This is a genomic window from Protofrankia sp. Cj5 (genome assembly GCF_917627405.1).
Classification (GTDB): Bacteria; Actinomycetota; Actinomycetes; order Frankiales; family Frankiaceae; genus Protofrankia.
The window spans coordinates 1-17,936 of sequence record NZ_CAKJTO010000070.1 but is presented as its reverse complement, the minus strand read 5'-3'; the positions used below and the strand labels follow the sequence as shown (position 1 = coordinate 17,936).

Annotated in this window: 16 protein-coding genes and 1 tRNA gene; 13 read left to right on the top strand and 4 right to left on the bottom strand. The window is 69.6% G+C overall.

Features of this window, described 5'->3' with window-relative positions:
- Positions 1 to 68: 68 nt before the first annotated feature.
- Both MJ777_RS15395 and MJ777_RS15390 read right to left on the bottom strand, forming a co-directional pair.
- The gene (locus tag MJ777_RS15395) at positions 69 to 554 is read right to left on the bottom strand and encodes a glyoxalase/bleomycin resistance/extradiol dioxygenase family protein (protein WP_239346198.1); all 486 of its coding nucleotides are present in this window, start codon (positions 552 to 554) and stop codon (positions 69 to 71) included.
- Between the two features lie 137 nt (positions 555 to 691).
- On the bottom strand, positions 692 to 1,540 hold the full coding sequence (locus MJ777_RS15390; protein WP_239308443.1) for a hypothetical protein: 849 nt from the start codon (positions 1,538 to 1,540) through the stop codon (positions 692 to 694).
- 340 nt (positions 1,541 to 1,880) lie between these two features.
- Between MJ777_RS15390 and aceB the strand changes: the two genes are divergently transcribed.
- The 4 genes from aceB to MJ777_RS15370 all read left to right on the top strand — a co-directional run bounded on the left by aceB (position 1,881) and on the right by MJ777_RS15370 (position 7,400).
- Positions 1,881 to 3,545 (top strand): malate synthase A, encoded by a 1,665-nt coding sequence (aceB, locus tag MJ777_RS15385; RefSeq protein ID WP_239376965.1) that lies wholly within the window; start codon positions 1,881 to 1,883, stop codon positions 3,543 to 3,545.
- 81 nt (positions 3,546 to 3,626) lie between these two features.
- The gene (locus tag MJ777_RS15380) at positions 3,627 to 4,505 is read left to right on the top strand and encodes a MoxR family ATPase (RefSeq protein WP_239308444.1); all 879 of its coding nucleotides are present in this window, start codon (positions 3,627 to 3,629) and stop codon (positions 4,503 to 4,505) included.
- A gap of 89 nt (positions 4,506 to 4,594) precedes the next feature.
- Positions 4,595 to 6,019 carry a VWA domain-containing protein gene (locus MJ777_RS15375; protein ID WP_239376964.1) on the top strand — a complete coding sequence of 475 codons (1,425 nt, stop codon included), beginning with the start codon at positions 4,595 to 4,597 and terminating at the stop codon, positions 6,017 to 6,019.
- A gap of 154 nt (positions 6,020 to 6,173) precedes the next feature.
- Complete coding sequence (locus MJ777_RS15370) at positions 6,174 to 7,400, top strand: DUF4349 domain-containing protein (RefSeq protein ID WP_239376970.1); 1,227 nt, start codon at positions 6,174 to 6,176, stop codon at positions 7,398 to 7,400.
- On the opposite strand, the gene pgm is transcribed toward MJ777_RS15370, so the two are convergent.
- Positions 7,397 to 9,046 carry a phosphoglucomutase (alpha-D-glucose-1,6-bisphosphate-dependent) gene (gene pgm / locus MJ777_RS15365; protein WP_239376963.1) on the bottom strand — a complete coding sequence of 550 codons (1,650 nt, stop codon included), beginning with the start codon at positions 9,044 to 9,046 and terminating at the stop codon, positions 7,397 to 7,399. The genes MJ777_RS15370 and pgm overlap by 4 nt on opposite strands.
- 395 nt (positions 9,047 to 9,441) lie before the next feature.
- On the opposite strand from pgm, the gene nadD reads away from it, so the two are divergent.
- The 4 genes from nadD (at position 9,442) to MJ777_RS15345 (ending at position 11,523) form a co-directional block, all read left to right on the top strand.
- On the top strand, positions 9,442 to 10,050 hold the full coding sequence (gene nadD / locus MJ777_RS15360) for a nicotinate-nucleotide adenylyltransferase (protein ID WP_255725451.1): 609 nt from the start codon (positions 9,442 to 9,444) through the stop codon (positions 10,048 to 10,050).
- A gap of 223 nt (positions 10,051 to 10,273) precedes the next feature.
- Positions 10,274 to 10,681 carry a ribosome silencing factor gene (rsfS, locus tag MJ777_RS15355; RefSeq protein ID WP_239308447.1) on the top strand — a complete coding sequence of 136 codons (408 nt, stop codon included), beginning with the start codon at positions 10,274 to 10,276 and terminating at the stop codon, positions 10,679 to 10,681.
- Positions 10,678 to 11,376: a histidine phosphatase family protein gene (locus MJ777_RS15350; protein WP_239308448.1), complete on the top strand. Its 699-nt coding sequence runs from the start codon at positions 10,678 to 10,680 to the stop codon at positions 11,374 to 11,376. Before rsfS ends, MJ777_RS15350 begins: the two co-directional genes overlap by 4 nt.
- Positions 11,377 to 11,446: 70 nt before the next feature.
- Positions 11,447 to 11,523, top strand: a tRNA-Ala gene (locus MJ777_RS15345).
- On the opposite strand, the gene MJ777_RS15340 is transcribed toward MJ777_RS15345, so the two are convergent.
- Positions 11,512 to 13,539, bottom strand: a complete 2,028-nt coding sequence (locus tag MJ777_RS15340) for a hypothetical protein (protein ID WP_239376962.1) — start codon at positions 13,537 to 13,539, stop codon at positions 11,512 to 11,514. The genes MJ777_RS15345 and MJ777_RS15340 overlap by 12 nt on opposite strands.
- A gap of 518 nt (positions 13,540 to 14,057) precedes the next feature.
- Between MJ777_RS15340 and MJ777_RS15335 the strand changes: the two genes are divergently transcribed.
- The 5 genes from MJ777_RS15335 to MJ777_RS15315 form a co-directional block, all read left to right on the top strand.
- Entirely contained in the window at positions 14,058 to 14,411 is a 354-nt protein-coding gene (locus tag MJ777_RS15335; RefSeq protein WP_239376961.1) for a hypothetical protein, read from the top strand.
- A 5-nt stretch (positions 14,412 to 14,416) separates the two neighbouring features.
- Positions 14,417 to 15,079, top strand: coding sequence for a nucleotidyl transferase AbiEii/AbiGii toxin family protein (locus MJ777_RS15330; protein ID WP_239376960.1), 663 nt, complete (start codon positions 14,417 to 14,419; stop codon positions 15,077 to 15,079).
- Between the two features lie 550 nt (positions 15,080 to 15,629).
- Positions 15,630 to 15,836 (top strand): hypothetical protein, encoded by a 207-nt coding sequence (locus MJ777_RS15325; RefSeq protein WP_239376959.1) that lies wholly within the window; start codon positions 15,630 to 15,632, stop codon positions 15,834 to 15,836.
- A gap of 178 nt (positions 15,837 to 16,014) precedes the next feature.
- Positions 16,015 to 16,137, top strand: a complete 123-nt coding sequence (locus MJ777_RS15320) for a pentapeptide repeat-containing protein (RefSeq protein WP_239376958.1) — start codon at positions 16,015 to 16,017, stop codon at positions 16,135 to 16,137.
- 255 nt (positions 16,138 to 16,392) lie between these two features.
- A partial coding sequence (locus MJ777_RS15315; RefSeq protein ID WP_370652730.1) for a 2-oxoacid:acceptor oxidoreductase family protein occupies positions 16,393 to 17,936 on the top strand: 1,544 nt, incomplete at its 3' end.

The following is a 17,936-nucleotide window of genomic DNA, read 5'->3' as shown; positions in this document are numbered from 1 at the left end:
CATGGACAGAGGCCGGGATATGGGCCGCGGCGAGGCCGCTGCTCCTTCCCCGTGCGCCGGGGATGGGCTCAGCTCTGGTCGTCCGCCGCGCCGCCCATGACCTCGGCCGCGCGGCGGGCCAGCTCCTCGGCCGGGACGTCTTCAACATGGGTCGCCACGGACCACCGGTGACCGAACGGGTCCTCGAACTGCCCGGAGCGGTCGCCGTAGAACTGCTTCTCGACTGGGCGCAGGCTTTTGGCGCCGGCCTTGACCGCGCGGTCATGGGCCGCGTCGGCGTCCGTCACATACACGTGGATGCTGACTGGCGTTCCGCCTACGGTCCGCGGGCCCGCCGCGTCCATCTCGGGGAACTCGTCCGACAACATGATCATAGATGTGCCGATCACGAGCTCCGCATGGCCGATCTTTCCTCCCGGGGCGCCGATACGCATCCGTTCGGTTGCCCCGAGGACCTGGGTGTAGAAATCGATGGCGTCGGCCGCGCCGTCGACGTGCAGGTATGGGGTGATCACGGGGTAGTCGGTGGGGATCGGCTCGACTGCTGTCGTCATGGTTCCTTCTCCTTGGTCGGCTGACGCTGTGGGATTCGGTAGCTCGGGGGGTTGGCTCGGGGTTTGGCGATGTGCCCGGTCCGCCAGGCGGCGTGTGCTCGACGATAGCACATATGTTCGAATGAAGGTGGCCGCCGTCACCTTGCGGGCCACCAGGGGACGAACTGGTCATGTGCCGGGTCTTCCCAGACGGCCCACGGCCGGACACCGGAGCTCCACAGCTTCTCCAGGATGAGACGGTCCTTGGCCGTGTCCATGGCGCGCCAGAACCCGCGGTACCGGTAGCCGCCCAGCCGGCCGGCCCGGACCAGCCGGCCGAACGGCGCGTCGACCAGATCCTCACCCGGATGGAGGATGTCAAAGATCGCTGGCCGTAGCACGAAGAATCCCGCGTTCACCCACACGTCCTGTTCCGCCATGGGAGCGATTTCGCTGATCGTGGTTGACCGAGGCTGGAAGTCGACGGTGTGGATGCTCTCGGGCGGCCGTACGGCGAGCAGCGTGGCGACGGCGCCGGACCGGTGCGCCTCGTCGATCATTTGCGGCAGCGGGACGTCGGACAGGCCGTCCGCGTAGTTCGCGAGGAACAGGTCTTCGCTGTCAACCAGGCGCCGCACCGCCCGGAGGCGTTGCCCCACCGGCGCGCTGAGCCCGCTGTCGACGATCGTGACCGACCACCCGGCGGCCTCACCGTCGAGCAGATGATGTCGCGGCACGCCCGGCAGCGCCGTCGGCTCGTCGGCACGCTTGCTGGCGAGATTCCCAACCCAGGCGCGGACGAACTCGCCCCGGAAGCCCACGCAGAGCACGAAGTCGGTGTGCCCGTATGTCGCATACCATTTCATGAGGTGCCAGAGAATGGGTTTTCCACCCACCAGGTGCATCGGCTTCGGCGCGTCCGTGGCACGTTTCGGCACAAATACCTGGTCCGCGCCCGTTCCCAGCAGACGCTGTCCCTGGCCGCCGCAGAACAGAACAACCTTCATGCTGGACTCTTTTCCCGCGTACGCACACGGCAGGCGGGCCCACACCGGTATTCGCCCCGCCGGTGCGTCCGGTGGTGCACGTGTCCGGGTTTGTCCTACGGCGTGTTCCGGGAGTCGTCGTTCGAGCGGGAAGCCGCGTCCAGGTGGCTGCTGGCAAGGCCGCGGGCCACACCGATACCGGCTGAGCCGATCGCTTCGGCGCCCACCGCCCGCATCCTGGCCGACCAGCCGGTAGCTTCGCTTCCGCCGATACCCGGCTGCGTGCCGTGGACGGTTCGTCGAGTGGGCTTCGTGGATCGGGCTCCGTCGAGCGGGGTTCGTGGAGCAGGGAGGGGACGTGATGGGTGCCGACGGGCCGGCCGACGGAACAGCTGCCGGAGCTGCGCAAGGTGCTGCCGGAGCTGCGCAAGGTGTGGAGGTGGACCGGGTGGTCAGCGGGCTCGCTCCCGCTGACGCCGCGGCGGTGCTGACCGATGAGGCGCTCGCCTTCGTCGCCGCCCTTCAGCGCGCTTTTTCTGGCCGCCGCGCTGAGCTGCTGGAGCGGCGGCGTGAGCGCCAGCGGTCCGTCGCCGCTGGAGCGGGCCTGGACTTCCTGGCCGAGACCACGGACATCCGCGGCGGCGACTGGGTCGTCGCCCCGCCCGCGCCAGGCCTGGCCGATCGCAGGTGCGAGATAACCGGGCCGACCGACGCGAAGATGGTCATCAACGCGCTCAACAGCGGGGCACGGGTCTTCATGGCCGACTTCGAAGATGCCAACGTGCCCACCTGGGCAAATATGATCTCCGGGCAGCGTAATCTGACCGACGCGATTATGCGGGTACTGATGTTCACGGGCGCGGACGGCCGAACCTACGCCCTGGGCGAGAAGCTTGCGACCCTGCTCGTGCGCCCGCGCGGCTGGCACCTGCCGGAACGGCATGTTCTGGTCGACGGCGAACCGGTCAGCGGTGCGCTTTTCGATTTCGGGATGTATGTGTTCCGTAACGCCCATGCGCTGGTTTCGAGTGGCGTCGGGCCATATTTCTATCTACCGAAACTGGAAAGTCACCTTGAGGCGCGGCTGTGGAATGATGTTTTCACCATGGCCGAGGACGCCCTCGGGCTCACCCGCGGGACGATTCGGGCGACTGTCCTCATCGAGACGCTGCCGGCGGCCTTTGAAATGGAGGAGATCCTCTACGAGCTGCGGGAGCACTCCGCGGGGCTGAACGCCGGCCGGTGGGACTACATGTTCTCCACCGTGAAGACGTTCCGCGCCCGCGGTGCTGATTTCGTGCTGCCCGACCGCGGCGCCGTCACGATGACCGTGCCGTTCCTGCGCGCCTACACTGAGCTGCTGGTGGCCACCTGCCACCGCCGTGGTGCGCATGCCATCGGCGGGATGGCCGCCTTCATCCCGAGCCGTCGTGATCCAGCCATCAACGCACATGCGCTGGCAAAGGTCCGCGAGGACAAGGAGCGGGAGTCCCATGACGGTTTCGACGGCAGCTGGGTCGCCCACCCGGATCTGGTGCCGGTCTGCACCGAGGTGTTCGACGCCGTGCTTGGCGGGCGCCCGAATCAGATCGACCGGCGGCGTGACGATGTCGCGGTGACCGCCCGGCAGCTGCTCGCGATCCGCGACACCCCGGGCTCGATCACCGAAGCGGGCCTGCGGAACAACATCAACGTGGCCATCCGTTACCTGGAGAGCTGGTTGCGGGGAACCGGCGCGGTTGGCATCGACAACCTCATGGAGGATGCGGCCACCGCTGAGATCTCGCGTTCGCAGATCTGGCAGTGGATCGCCGTACGGGCCCGGCTGGCTGACGGCCGGCCGGTGACCGCGGATCTCGTCCGAGACATCGAGGCCGAGGAACTGGCCGCGATCCGGTCCTCGGCCGGCGCGCGCGCGTTCGACGCCGGGCGCTACGCCGATGCCGCGGCTCTGTTCGAGCGGGTGACATTGGTCGACGAGTTCGTCGAGTTCCTGACCGTCCTCGCCTATGAGCAGGTGGAGTGATCTGGTCGCGGTGATGTCGCCCGCGCGCACCTGTCACTGGCACTATGGAAACGGTTCTCAAGTCGTACACGAGAGGTGTATATGCCGCTACAGGAGCATGCCTTCGCCGATGTGGCGGATGTCCGCGGACGCCTGGAGGCGGCTGGTTACCTTGCGGACCATGCGATCGCCACGACCGTCTTCCTGGCCGACCGGTTGCGCAAGCCGCTGCTCGTGGAAGGGCCGGCCGGGGTGGGCAAGACGGAGCTCGCCAAGGCGCTGGCTGCCGCGACCGGCGCCGAACTGATCCGTCTCCAGTGCTACGAGGGCTTGGACGAGGCTCGGGCGCTGTATGAGTGGAACTACAAGAAGCAGCTTTTGCGTATCCAGGCCGGGCGTAATGACGAGGCGTGGGACGAGGCCCATGACGACATCTTCAGCGACGAGTTCCTGTTGCCCCGGCCGTTGCTGACCGCCATCCGGCGCAACGACCCGGCCGTGCTGCTTATCGACGAGACGGACAAGGCCGACGTCGAGGTCGAGGGGCTCCTGCTGGAAGTGCTCTCGGATTTTCAGGTGACGATTCCCGAGCTCGGCACGATCGTGGCCAGCCGCCGTCCGTTCGTGGTGCTGACCAGCAACGCGACGCGGGAGCTCTCCGAGGCGCTCAAACGTCGCTGCCTGTACCTGTACCTGGACTACCCGTCGGCGGCGCGCGAGAAGGAGATCGTCCTCGCTCGTGTCCCGGAGCTGCCCGAACGGCTTGCCGAAGCCATCGTCCGGACCATCCGGGCACTGCGGGCGATGGAGCTGAAGAAGGCGCCGTCGATCGCCGAGACGATCGACTGGGCGCAGACCGTGCTGGCGCTGGGTATCGACACCCTGGACGAAGAGGCGGTGTCGTCCACGCTGGGTGTTGTTCTCAAGCATGCCAGTGACCAGGCGCGGGCGGCTGGCCAGCTCAAGCTCGGTCGGAACTGACCTGATCTGAACTGACCTGAACTGGCACATGACCTGATGTGATTCCTGATCTGACCCCCGATGTGCCCTGAGGCGATGGGACGGCCGAGATGAGCGTGCTGGACCGCACGGTGGCGTTTACCGCCGCGCTGCGCACGGCGGGCGTGCCGGTGAGCAGCGCTGAGACCGTGGACGCGGCCCGCGCGGCCGGCGCGGTCGGGCTGCTTGACCGCGGCGCGCTGCACGCGGCCTTCGCGGCCACGATGTGCAAGCGCCCGGCCCATCGGGTCACCTTTGACATGTTGTTCGACCTCTACTTCCCGCCGCGGATCGGTGCTGGTCTGTCCGTCGAGGGTTTCGGCGAGGGCGGTGCGGACTCAGGCGAGGACAACGGCGCTCACCAGCGTGGCGGCCACGCGGAGCTGGATCCGGACACGCTGCGCGAGGCTATGCGCGCTGACCTGCTGCGGGCACTGCTCGACGAGGACGATGAGACACTGCGCCGCCTCGCCAGAGATGCCGTGACCACGCTCGGAGCGGCCCCTGTCGGGGCGGGGCAGCGCTCCTGGTTCATGTATCGGGTCATGCGGGCGCTCTCACCGGACTCCCTGGTCGCGGACCTGTTGGCCGCGATGCTCGACGGGGCCGCAACCGGGGGCCTCGCCGAGCGGGTCGCCCGGCAGACGATCACCGAGCGGATCCGTTCGTTCGAGGAGATGGTCGCCGCCGAGGTTCGGCGCAGGCTTGCCGAGGAACGCGGGGTGGACGCGGTGGCGACGACCGCGGTCAAGCCCCTGGCGGACCAGGTCGACTTTCTCCGGGCGTCCCAGCGTGATCTCGTCGAGTTGCGCCAGCAGGTCTATCCGCTGGCCCGCCGGCTCGCGACCAGGCTGACCGCTCGCCGCCAGCTGGGGCGCTCCGGCCGGCTGGACTTCCGCCGCACCGTGCGGGCTTCGCTCGCCACCGGCGGCGTGCCGTTGCGGACCCACCACCGTCCGCACAAACCGCACAAGCCCGAGCTCGTTGTCCTGTGCGACGTCTCCGGCTCGGTGGCGTCGTTCGCGCACTTCACCCTGTTGCTGACGCACGCGCTGCGGGAGCAGTTCACCCGGGTCCGGGCGTTCGCGTTCATCGACACCACCGACGAGGTCACCCGGTTTCTGCGGGGCTGCGACGTCGGCGACATGATGGCGCGGATCGCGAGCGAGGCCGATCTGATCTGGTTCGACGGGCACAGCGACTACGGGCATGCCTTCGAGGTGTTCGCACGGCGCTACCCTGACGCCGTCAGCCCGAAAACCTCCCTGCTCGTGCTGGGCGACGCCCGTAACAACTACCGGGCGAACGCCGCCGGAGTGCTGCGGACGCTGTGTGCTCAGGCCAGGCACTCCTACTGGCTGAATCCTGAGCCGCGCACCTACTGGGGCTCGGGCGACTCGGCCACCCGCGCCTATGCCGACCTGGTTGACGAGATGGTCGAGTGCCGCAACGTCGAGCAGCTCCAGGCATTCATCGAACGCATCCTCCCGGCATAGGCTCCGCGGCCGGGGTCTGGTGCCCGGGTCTGCTGCCCGGGGCCTGGTGCCCGGGGCCTGGATCTCGCCGGGCTGAAATCGGGGTGAACCGAACGGGCGAGGCGTGCGTCCAACCTTCCGACAACTGATCGTTGATGGGAGGACGGCCGCGGTGATGGCTATGACAGGCTCGGAGACAGGGGCGGACACTCAGGAGCCCGACAGCCCGGAACGGACACGGCCGGCCGGGCTGGGCAGGGCTCCGATAAGTGATCGTTTCGTCGGGGGCGCCCCCGGCAGGCGCCGGATCTTTCGCTATGCCTTCGCCATCGGGCTTGTTGTGATTGCCGCTGCTGCCTTCCTGCTCGGTGGCGTGCACTCGGACGGGGGATCCGCACCGGCGGTGCTGCCCGTCGCGCCCGGCATCGCTCCAGGCGCCGCCGCTTCGAGCAGCGGCGCTGGTGCGAACGGCGGCGCTGATATGAACGGCGGCGCCGGCGTGAACGGCAGCGCTGGCGTGGACACCGAGGCTGGTTCTGACGTGGTCGGCGCACCAGCGCCGGGGCGGGCCAGCCTGCCCGGATCCCAACCGGATGGAACGGGTGACCAGGCCCGGCCGGCCGGGGCGGAGGTGCGGATCGTGCGTACCGGTTCTGTTGCACTGTGGGTGCGCCCCGGCGGGGTGGACGCGGCGGTCACCGCCATCGAGACCGCGGCGAAGGGGCTTGGGGGCTATCTGTCCGCGCTGGACAGCAGCGGTTCGGCGTCGGCCACCGATAGCGGTGGCGAGCGTGCCAACGTCACCCTGAGGGTCCCGAGCGGTTCGTTCGAGCCGCTGCGCGACCAGGTCGGGAAGATCGGCGAGGTCCGCGCTTCGACCGTTTCCACCCGGGACGTGACCGGCCAGTACGTAGATCTCCAGTCCCGGCTGAAGGCGTTGCGGAGCTCCCAGGACAGCTATCTGGCGCTCCTGGCCAAGGCCGGGACGATCGGGGAGGTCCTCGCCGTCCGCCAGCAGATCGACAACGTGCAGTTGCGGATTGAACAGCTTGAGGGCCAGCGCCAGGTGCTGGCTGACTCCAGTGATCTTGCCACCCTCACCGTCGGGATCAGTGAGCGGGGCGCGGCGGCCGGCGGCGCTCCGGACGGCACCGGCCGGGGTCTTGGCCGAGCCGTCCGGCTGTCCTGGGATCGCTTCGTCGGTGGTCTGACGGAGATCGTCGCGTTGATCGGGCCGATCATCCTGATCCTGCTGTCCGCCGCGACGGTGTACATGGGCTATCGGCTGGCCCGGCGGGCCCGCCGCCGAACCAGCCGACCGGCCTCGCCAGCCCCGCCAGCCGATTCGGCCCCGCCAGCCCCTTCCGCCCCTTCCGCCCCTTCCGCCGATTCGGCCAGTTAGCGGGCGAGGGCGGCGTCCACGACGGACTGCGCCTCGGCGAGGACGGTGTCCAGGTGCTCGGGTCCGCGGAAACTCTCCGCGTAGATCTTGTACACGTCCTCGGTGCCGGACGGGCGCGCCGCGAACCAGGCGTTCTCGGTGATGACCTTGATCCCGCCGATCGCCGCTCCGTTCCCGGGAGCATGGGACAGCGCGGTGATCACCGGCTCGCCCGCGAGCATGGAGGCGTCCAGGTCAGCCGGGGTCAGGGAGGTCAGGACCTCCTTCTGCGCGGGGGAGGCCGGCGCATCCACCCGGCGGTATGCGGGCGCGCCGTGCCTGTCGGTGAGTGCCGCGTAGTGCTGACCGGGGTCCTTCCCGGTCACAGCCGTGATCTCAGCGGCGAGCAGGCAGGCGATCAGACCGTCCTTGTCGGTGGTCCAGACCCGGCCGTCGCGGCGCAGGAACGACGCGCCCGCGCTCTCCTCCCCGCCGAATCCGAGGGAGGCGTCGATCAGCCCGTCCACGAACCACTTGAAACCGACCGGGACCTCGACGATCTCCCGTCCGAGCCCGGCGGCGACCCGGTCAATCATGCTCGAACTGACCAGGGTCTTGCCGATCGAGGCAGCGCCGGGCCAGCCGTCGCGATGCGCGAACAGATAGGAGATCGCGGCTGACAGGTAGTGGTTGGGGTTGAGCAGGCCCTCGCCCGGCGTCACGATGCCGTGCCGGTCGGCGTCGGCGTCGTTGGCCAGCGCCACGTCGAAGGAATCCTTCAGGCGCAGCAGCGACGCCATCGCGTATGGCGAGGAGGGGTCCATCCGGATCTTGCCGTCCCAGTCGACGGTCATGAATCCGAACCGTGGATCGACCGTGGTGTTGACCACGTCGAGGTCGAGCTTGAAACGCTCGGCGATGGCCTGCCAGTAGGCCACGCTCGCGCCCCCGAGCGGGTCGACGCCGATCCTGACGCCCGCGCCGCGGATCGCGTCGAGGTCGATCACGGCTGCCAGGTCGTCGACGTAGGCCGTGACGTAGTCGTGCACGGCCGCACTCGTGCGGGCACGCGCGGGCGGGACCCGTGAGACCCCCCGCAGCCCGTCCGCGAGCAGTGCGTTCGCGCGGTTCTGGATCCAGGTGGTCAGGCCGGTGTCCGCCGGCCCCCCGGTCGGTGGGTTGTACTTGAATCCGCCATCCGCGGGTGGGTTGTGTGACGGCGTGATCACGATACCGTCGGCGAGACCATGAGCCTGCCCGGCCGCGCGGCGGGCATTGTGCGTGAGGATCGCGTGCGAGATCACGGGGGTGGGAGTGGCCTCGCCAGCCGGGGCGATCCGGGTATGCGTCTCGTGCGCGGCCAGTACTTCCAGCGCGCTGGTGAGCGCGGGCGCGGACAGGGCGTGGGTGTCCACACCGATGAACAGCGGTCCGTCCACGTGGTGGGCGGCCCTGTGTTCGCATATCGCCTGTGTGATCGCGACGATGTGATCGGCGTTGAAGGAGCGGCGCAGTGACGACCCGCGGTGCCCGGATGTCCCGAACGAGACCCGTTGGGATGCCTCGCCGGGGTCGGGCCGCTCGTCGTGGTATGCGGCCAGCAGCGCGTCCACGTCGATGAGAATGTCAGGCTGCGCGGGCTGGCCCGCGAGCGGACTCACCGGCATCAGGTAGCCTCCTCGAGTCGGGATTAACAGAATAAGAACAGCGTAAGAACAGAATAGAAACGGATAGGGGAAACGGGAACTGAACGAGAATGAGGAGCGACCGGCAACAGGGATGTGAGCATGAGCTGATCTGGGCGGGGCGTGGGCGTCGATGCCGGATCATGGCGACGGCGAGCCCCGGCGAGTACGTGGTCAGCCTACGGCGATGGCCGGTGGCCCTGGCCCGGCGGGACGCGGCGTTCCTCGCGGCGTTCCTTGCGGCGTTCCTCGTGGCCGGTGGCTACAGGCTGGATTTCCGCCGCTATGCCCGGTGCGCTCGGTCCGGGCCGTTGGGCGCGGATGTGATACTTCCCGGAGAAGTCGAAATCACGGTGTGCTCCCGTTACGGTCCGTCCGTGAGGCTCGGGGTGATGGGCGGGACCTTTGATCCGGTACATAACGGTCATCTGGTCGCCGCCAGTGAGGTCGCGGCACTGTTCGATCTGGACGAGGTGGTCTTCGTGCCGAGCGGGCGTCCGTGGCAGAAGGCGGACAGAGAGGTGTCGCCAGCCGAGGACAGGTATCTGATGACCTTCCTTGCGACGGCGGGCAATCCACAGTTCACCGTCAGCCGGATTGACATCGACCGGAGCGGCCCAACCTACACCATTGACACCCTGCGGGACCTGCGCCTCGTGCGGCCGCGGGCCAAACTGTTCTTCATCACCGGGGCGGACGCGCTGGCACAGATCCTCAGCTGGCGCGACGTCCGGGAGCTGTTCGGGCTGGCTCATTTCGTCGGGGTCACCCGGCCCGGCTACCAACTGGAGCTCGACGCGAGCCTACCGGGTGACGCGGTCAGCCTCCTGGAGGTTCCGGCGTTGACGATCTCCTCTTCCGACATCCGTGCCCGGGTGAGCCGTGGGGCGCCCATCTGGTACCTCACCCCGGACGGGGTGGTGCGCTTTATTGCCAAAAGTGGGCTGTACCGACCGCGCGACCCAGCGGCGACGCCCGTCCCATGATCTTGTCGCCTGCCCGCATGGCGTGGCCAGGGTACCGGTACGGGCCACAATCAGGCACGTGAAAGCGTTGGGTATGTCAGGCTAGATGGGCGGTACGCAAACCGCTCCGGCGCATACGATCGTTAACCGTAGTCGACGGGCATGCCCCGCCGCCAGCGGCTGCGCGATCATGTTTTTGACGCGCAGCCGGAAGCCCGGTGACCCAGTCAGGAGAGATGTATTCGTGACCGCATCCCCGCGAGCCGTCGAACTCGCCCTCGAAGCCGCGCAGGCCGCGGCGGACAAGCTCGCCAGCGACATCGTCGTGCTGGACGTCAGCGAGCGTCTTGCTATCACGGACTGCTTCGTGGTCGTGTCCGCCGACACTGAACGGCAGGTCAAGGCCGTGGTTGATGGCGTCGAGGAGCAACTGCGCAGGCTCGGGGCCAAGCCGTTGCGCCGCGAGGGTGAACGCGAGGGACGCTGGGTGCTGCTCGACTTCTCCGATGTTGTGGTGCACGTACAGCACGGTGAGGAGCGGACCTACTACGGACTCGAACGGCTCTGGAAGGACTGCCCGCGGATCGCCTTCGTCGACCGTGATCTTTCCCGGCATGTCGAAGCCGCTGGACCCGGTGTTGGTCGCTGGTGAGGATCCTGCTGTGGCGGCACGGCCGCACCGCCTGGAACGATGTCGGCAGGTTCCAGGGGCACGCGGATCCTCCGTTGGACGAGACCGGCCGGGCGCAGGCGCGGCTGGTCGCACCCGCGGTCCGCGCGCTTGCCCCTGACGTTGTCATCTCCTCGGACCTGCTGCGCTGCCGGGCGACCGCGGCTGAGCTCGGCGTTCCGGTTCGGATGGACGCCAGGCTGCGGGAGATCTCGCTGGGGGAGTGGTCGGGGCTGACGGCCGCGCAGGCGGCCCTCCGTTTCCCCGCGGAGGACGCGGCGTGGCGTCGTGGCGAGGACGTGCGCCGTGGCGGTGGTGAGACCTACGTGGAGGTCGGCGCCAGAGCGGTTGGCGTCATTGACGACCTTGTCGCTGAAGGGCTCCCCGGTGAGGATGGGCTTGCCGTCCTGGTGCTGCACGGCGGCACCGCCAGGGCCCTGATCGGACGGCTGCTGGAGATACCGTCATCGGTCTGGTGGCGGTTCGGGCCGCTGAGAAACTGCTGCTGGACGCTGCTGCGTGGTGACGGCGGACGGTTCCGGCTGGTCGAGCACAACGGCGGCCCGTTGGCGCTCACCGGGGTTCCCGCTCCCGGCACGTCCGAAGCGGGCCTGCCCCCGCAGATGCCCGCGGCCGCTCCGGACATCGAACCGGTACACTCACCGAGTGCCCCCTGACGGGGTGCTCGGCGGAACCTGTAGGGTGTGAACGGTACGAACGAACGGCAAGGGTGACGAAAGCACGTCTGGGGCTGTGGCGCAGTCTGGTAGCGCATCACACTGGCAGTGTGAGGGTCAGGGGTTCGAATCCCCTCAGCTCCACCACAATCCGTGACATGGTGGTTGACCTGGGCAAATAGGTTCGCGCTGTAAGTCGACGCGGTCGGGGAGATTGTGAACGGGCAGGTCGGCGGTCTGGATTCCGGTTCGCGCGGAACTTAGGTTTGCGGCCGGTGGTCGCGGGACGTGACGGTAGGTGTGGCACAGTGCTCCGTCACCGGCGCGCGCCGTGACAGCTGGGGGCCGACAACCGTTCATGTGGACGGCTGTCGCACCTCTGGGGCGCCGGTTGCCCACACCACGACGGCTCGGTCGTCTCCGGCGGAGGCGAGAAGGACCCGTCCGTCGGTGAGCGGCACCGGGGCCAGCGCCCGCACCCAGTCGGTGTGGGCTTCCGCCGTCTGGCTGCCCCGCTCCGGCGCCTTCCCGAGTTCGCTGGTGACCTCCGCTGCCGGCGCGAGCCGCCTGCTGGTCGTCGACCAGGCCGAAGAGCTGTTCACCGCCTGCGACGCGGCGGTCGCGGCCCGGTTCGCCCGGCTGCTGGTGCGCGGCCTCGGCCGGCCCAGTCCGGGTGGTGGCGACGCTACGCTCGGAATTCCTCGACCAGCTGCTCACCCTGGCCTCCGCCGCCGGGTGGGGGTAAGAGCCGGCCAGCGCGACCGGGCCCGACCAGTCCGGCCGGTCGGTGGGCCGGGCGGTCAGCCGCCGGGTGCCGCGGATCATCGACCCGCGCCGGTCGTACGCCTCGGTGGTCAGCTCGCCGGACTGGTCGCGTAGCCGGGCCACCCGCCCGCGCAGATTGGCGTCCTCGGCGCCGGGCACGCCCTCGCCGTAGGTGGTCTCCTCGATGAGCACGCCGTCCACCCGCAGCGCGACCGGCCGGCCCATCGGGTCGTACTCGGTGTCGTGCCGGCGCCCGAACCCGTCCCAGCGGCTCACCACGGCGTCCCGGGCGTCCGGCAGCACGGTCCGGCGCCCCTGATCGACGCTGTCCTCGTGGATCAGCCGGCCGAGCATGTCGTACCGGCACTCCGACACCGCCCGGTCGTGCGCGTCCACCACCGAGCGCAGGTTGCCCTCGGCGTCGTGCACCGTGCGGGTGCGGTACCGCTCCTCGACGGTCACCCCGTCCCGCAGGAACCGGTTGTGCGTGATCGCCAGGAACTCGCGCCCGGTGACGTCGAACAGGACCGTCGAGGGGGTGCCGGCATGCGCCACCGCGGCCTCGGCCGCCGCCTGCTCGACGGGATCGGCCGACTGCCGCATCGTGGTCACCCAGGCCGGCCGGTAGTCGTCCGGGTCCAGCGTCGCGATCAGCGGCCCGACGTCCGGATCGGTGGCCGGGTCGGCGCGGTCGACCGTGTCGTTGCCGTCCCACCGGGCGCGGCGCCAGGGCGAGAAGACCACCTTCTCGTACGTGTGATCCGGCCGGACCGTGGCCACCAGGCGCCCGATCGGGTCGTACCGCAGGATCGACGACACCCCGGTCGCGGCGGCGTACTCGAACCCCGGGGTGGGGCTGAAGAATGGCTCGTACTTGCGGATCGGGCGGCTCTTCCCGTCGTAGACGGTCCAGCCGGTGCCGACCCAGCGCGCGCTCCCGTCCGGGGCGGGCTCGGCCGGGACCTTGCTCTGGATCTCCCGCCCGAACCCGTCGCTGTACGCGATCGAGTGGGTCACCCGGACGGTCTCGCCCGGTGCCAGCCGCGCGGTGTGCTTCTCCCGGGCGTACCGGTGCACGGCCGCCGGCTGGGGTTGCGGGTCGTCCCGGGTCCGCCGGAAGGCGAACAGGTCGTAGGCCAGCCGGCTGGTCGCGGTGCCAACCCCGTCCGGCCCGTCGGCGTCCAGGCTGTCGCCGGTGGCGTCGCCCGGCTTGCCGGCGATCGCGGTGGCCACCAGCATGCCGAGCTCGTCGTGCCGCAGGTGGGTGGCGTTGCCGTTGGCGTCGACGACCGTGTGCGGCTGCAGCACCCGGTAGTCGTGTTCCGCGGTGACCAGGTTTCCGGGTGGGGACGTCGGCGAGTCGTGCCAGCAGCAGGTCGGGGGCGGCTCGGCCGTCATCGACAGCGGCGCAGGCTGGTTGCCGCACTGCGGCAACCAGCCTGCGCCGGATCGAGCGCGGCGAACAGCGGGTGCGCGAGCGGCCACCGCCACCGATCGGGCGCGAGGTCGACCAGACGAGCGCAGACGGCTGACGGCCACCACCGGCGCGACCCGCACCGTGGCACGCCTGGGCGGGCGCCACGGCGGCACCGAGGAGCGTGGTCGCGCGCCGGTGCGCCGCTTGGTCGCGAGCGGGTGTTCCCCGGACGCCGAGGCGACGCGCGGCCCGGGATGGTCGAAGATCCCGCGGGAGCTCGGGTCGCCTCCCCGCGCGGCGTACACGCTGGTCTGTTCGTCGAGCCACCGGCATGGGGTGCCCGATGACAGACGAGAGCTGTGATCGGTCGTCCTCGAGAGCGCCGTGGCGAGTCGCGGGCTGCGGCAGCGGCGCCTGGAGCCGGCCCGGGTTTGGTCTACCGTAGGGACAGGCGGAGCACTCTCCGCGGCAGGTCCGAGGTGGGAAGGCGGTGTCGATGATGAGTTCGCCTTCCGGCGGCCCCCCGCCCGGGTCGCGCTACACCGACGTGCGCCCGTACGCGGTCGCCGACTCCCTTGGCGATCTTCACGGTCCGACGGCCGGTGTGGTCGTCCTGGACCGGTGGCTGGACTGGTCGGGTTCGGGTCGCTACGACCTGGGAAATCCGGGCCGGCTGGTTCGGATGTACGAGACCGTTCTGCGTGAGGCGTCGAAGAAGACGGACCTTTCGCGGTGGCTGGACGGGCGCACACTCGTGCGGCTCTGGCGGGAACTCGTGCTGCCACCGCAGGTGCGCAGCCGCTGGGAGACACGGTTCCCCGAACTGGCCACCGGGCACTGGTCCGCGGCGTAGCGACGTTGACGGCGCAGACCCCGCCGATCCACCGGCGGCTGGCGGCCATCGGACTGGATGTCGGCGGGCCGTGCGGGTTCGCGCTGGCCGGCGGTCACGCTGTCGCGGCCCACGGGATTCTCCAGCGGCCCAGCGAGGACGTGGACCTGTTCGCGGACTGGGCCAGGCGCGCGGACTTCCCCGCCGCGGTGGACGCCGTGATCGCGGCATACAGAGCCGACGGCCTCGAGGTCCACGTCGAGATGCGAACCGATCTGATGGCGCGTCTCCACGTGACGGACCCGAACCAGCCCGGCGAGCTTCACCGCGTCGAACTGGTCGCCAACTGGCGGTTCCAGCCGCCGGTCCAGATGGGCGTCGGACCGGTACTCCACCTGGACGACGTCATGGCCGGCAAGATCGACGCGCTGTGCAACCGCGCCGCCGCCCGCGACTTCCTAGACATTGACGCTGCGATCACCGGAGGGCACTACACCCTCGACCGACTCTGCGAGATCGCCCAGGAGGCCGACGCCGGGTTCGACCGCCGGCACTTCGCCGCGATGCTTGAGCTAATCGGCCGACTTGACGACCGCGACGACTTCGCCGCCTACGGCGCGACCCCCGAGTACCTGGCTGGCCTGCGGCTGAGAGTCGCAGACTGGCGCACCCACCTCACCAGGGAATGAACACCGCCTCGCTCGCGGCCCCATCGAAGCGGACGCGCCTGTCGGCCAGATCGGGACGCCGAGGCGGATACCGAGCGCGAGGTCGTTGCCCAAGCCGTTATGGCTGCTGTTTGGGGCTGTCCACTGTCCAGTCGTGGCCACCAGACACCGGATGCTCAAGTCGTCATGGGGCTGCCAACTGGACGGGGCGGTCTCCAGCGGTCAGTGCACCACCCGCATCGTGCTGGGATCCACGGGGTTCCGGCACGATACGGATGCCCGGATAATGCACTGACCGGTTGAGACCACCCATCTTCGTGCAGGAACAGAACTGCCGGTATGCTGGCGAGGGAATCGTGGTCATTGGAGGGACAACGGCCCCCCTTGATATCTTGATATCTCGCTGACGTTGGACGTATCCGGGCCCGGCACCATCGGGGTCTCACCCAACGGGCAGTACTTCACCGTGGACCCCAGCCGCGACAGTTCCACCGGGACACGTTCCAGGTTGGATAGCAGCGATACTTCCCCCGCGCCTTCGGTTACGGCCGGTGTTCCCGGGACGACGTCGATGTCGGTCACCGACGCGAGTGCTGTCACTGCTGCCGGCGACGGGCCGCGCGGCGTGTCCTCCGCCCGGCTCGCCTACCTCGGCGACGAGACCACGCCACCGACCCGCCGTCGGCGCGACCTCGCGGATCTGGTGACCGACGTGGACGACGAGGGCGCCGCGTTCGGGGTCGTGGAGCGGACGCTGCGCGCGGCCACACCGACATGATCCGTGGGCTGGTTTTCGCGCCTGACGGCACCGTCCTCGCCTCCGGCGGCGAGGACGCCACGAATCCGCCTGTGGGACGTCTCCAGCGGACGAAGCGTCGGGCAGTTACCCCGGGCCAGCGGCGAGATCATCTGGGCGTTCGCCGGGAGCCCGGACGGGAGCCAGCTGGCCGTGGCAGGTGGCCCCCGAGGTCCTGCGCTGGCCGCTGTCGATGGCCGCGTGGGCAGCCCAGGCCTGCACCCTCACCGGCTGCACCCTCACCGGCTGCACCCTCACCGGCTGTGACCTCACCCGGCCGTGACCTCACCGCGGCCGAGCAGGCCCTCTATCTGCCGACCACGGAGTCATCCCCGCAATGCCCGGCCCGGACGGACGTCCAACCCGGCGGTTGATCCACGGGCCGGCGGGGTCCGCGCGGACCGGGCCGCCCGGAGACGGCGGTGAGGCAGCCCGCGAGCCCGTGACGTTCGACTGCCGAGTCGCCATGATCTACGTCCTGTGCGGACGGGACGACGTCCTTCGCCGCATGGGCCTGCGCCCGTGCAAGTCTTGGTTCATGAAGCAGCGGACAATCGACGGCAACGAGGCAGCTGCTTCGGTGGCATATCGGGCAAGCGAGGTCATCGCCATCTACCCGATCACCCCTGCCTCGGGCATGGGCGAACTCGCCGACGTGTGGGCAGCCGCGGGGCGCCCCAACCTGTGGGGCGGGGTACCCGAGGTGGTCCAGCTACAGAGCGAGGGCGGTGCCGCCGGCGCCGTCCACGGTGCTCTGCAGACGGGTGCACTGTCCACCACCTTCACCGCGTCGCAGGGGCTCCTGCTGATGCTGCCGAACATGTTCAAGATCGCCGGTGAGCTCACGCCGATGGTGCTCCATGTGGCCGCCCGGACCGTGGCCACCCAGGCCTTGTCGATCTTCGGTGACCACAGTGACGTGATGGCCGCGAGGTCGACCGGCTTCGCCATGCTCTCCTCGGCGTCGCCGCAGGAGGCGCACGACCTCGCCGCGGTCGCGCATGCGGCCACGCTGCACACCCGTGTCCCGTTTCTGCACTTCTTCGATGGCTTCCGCACCTCGCACGAGCTGAACGAGGTCACGCTGCTCGATGACCCGGCCCTGGCCGGCCTGCTGCCCGACGGGCCCATCGACGCGCATCGCCGCCGCGCGCTGTCGCCGGACCATCCGGTGATCCGCGGCACCACGCAGGACCCCGACACCTTCTTCCAGGGCCGCGAGGCGGCCAACACCTACTACGCGGCGGTCCCGGGGGCCGTCCAGCGTGCGATGGACCAGTTGGCCGCCGCGACCGGCCGAACGTACCGGATCTTCGAATACCACGGTCACCCGGAAGCCGACCGAGTCGTAGTGATCATGGGTTCCGGCCGGTCGGCGGTACGCGCTGCGGTCGACCGGCTGGTGGGGCGTGGGGAGCGGGTCGGGTTCGTCCAGGTCCGGCTGTACCGTCCCTTCGACGGTGCGGCGTTCCTCGCCTGCCTGCCGCCGACGGTGCGTTCGATCGCGGTCCTCGACCGGACGAAGGAGCCGGGCGCGCTGGGCGAGCCCTTGCGGCTCGACGTCCTGGCAGCGCTCGCGGAACGACCCGAACGCATGCCGCGGGTGATCGGCGTCCGCTACGGGCTGGCGTCGAAGGAGTTCACCCCCGCGATGGCGGCGGCGGTGTTCGAGGAGCTGACCCGGGACCGCCCGCGGCGCGAGACGACGGTCGGCATCGACGACGACGTCACCCACCTGTCCCTCACCGTGAACGAGGCGGCCTTCCCCGAGCCGGACAACGTCCTGCGCGCCGTGTTCTACGGGCTCGGCAGCGACGGCACCGTGGGCGCCACCCGCACCACCGCCGGCATCGTGGGCGATCACACCTCGCTGCATGCGCAGGCCTACTTCGTGTTCGACTCCAAGAAGTCCGGCTCGATGACGGTGTCGCACCTGCGGCTGGCGCCGCGGCCGGTCGATGCACCGTGGCTGATCCGTGACGCCCAGTTCGTGGGCTGCCACCAGTCGTCGCTGCTGGACCGGGTCGACGTGTTCGCGGCAGCGGGGCAGGGCGCCACCGTTCTGCTGAACACCTCCTATCC

Coding starts and splice junctions, on each gene's coding strand:
- MJ777_RS15375 (WP_239376964.1), top strand. CDS start 4,595: ATGAGCGTGCTGGACCGCACGGTGGCGTTTACCGCCGCGCTGCGCACG.
- pgm (WP_239376963.1), bottom strand. CDS start 9,046: ATGCCGGTGAGTCCGCTCGCGGGCCAGCCCGCGCAGCCTGACATTCTC.
- MJ777_RS15390 (WP_239308443.1), bottom strand. CDS start 1,540: ATGAAGGTTGTTCTGTTCTGCGGCGGCCAGGGACAGCGTCTGCTGGGA.
- MJ777_RS15335 (WP_239376961.1), top strand. CDS start 14,058: ATGAGTTCGCCTTCCGGCGGCCCCCCGCCCGGGTCGCGCTACACCGAC.
- MJ777_RS15395 (WP_239346198.1), bottom strand. CDS start 554: ATGACGACAGCAGTCGAGCCGATCCCCACCGACTACCCCGTGATCACC.
- MJ777_RS15370 (WP_239376970.1), top strand. CDS start 6,174: ATGGCTATGACAGGCTCGGAGACAGGGGCGGACACTCAGGAGCCCGAC.
- MJ777_RS15325 (WP_239376959.1), top strand. CDS start 15,630: ATGTCGGTCACCGACGCGAGTGCTGTCACTGCTGCCGGCGACGGGCCG.
- MJ777_RS15340 (WP_239376962.1), bottom strand. CDS start 13,539: ATGACGGCCGAGCCGCCCCCGACCTGCTGCTGGCACGACTCGCCGACG.
- MJ777_RS15380 (WP_239308444.1), top strand. CDS start 3,627: ATGCCGCTACAGGAGCATGCCTTCGCCGATGTGGCGGATGTCCGCGGA.
- aceB (WP_239376965.1), top strand. CDS start 1,881: ATGGGTGCCGACGGGCCGGCCGACGGAACAGCTGCCGGAGCTGCGCAA.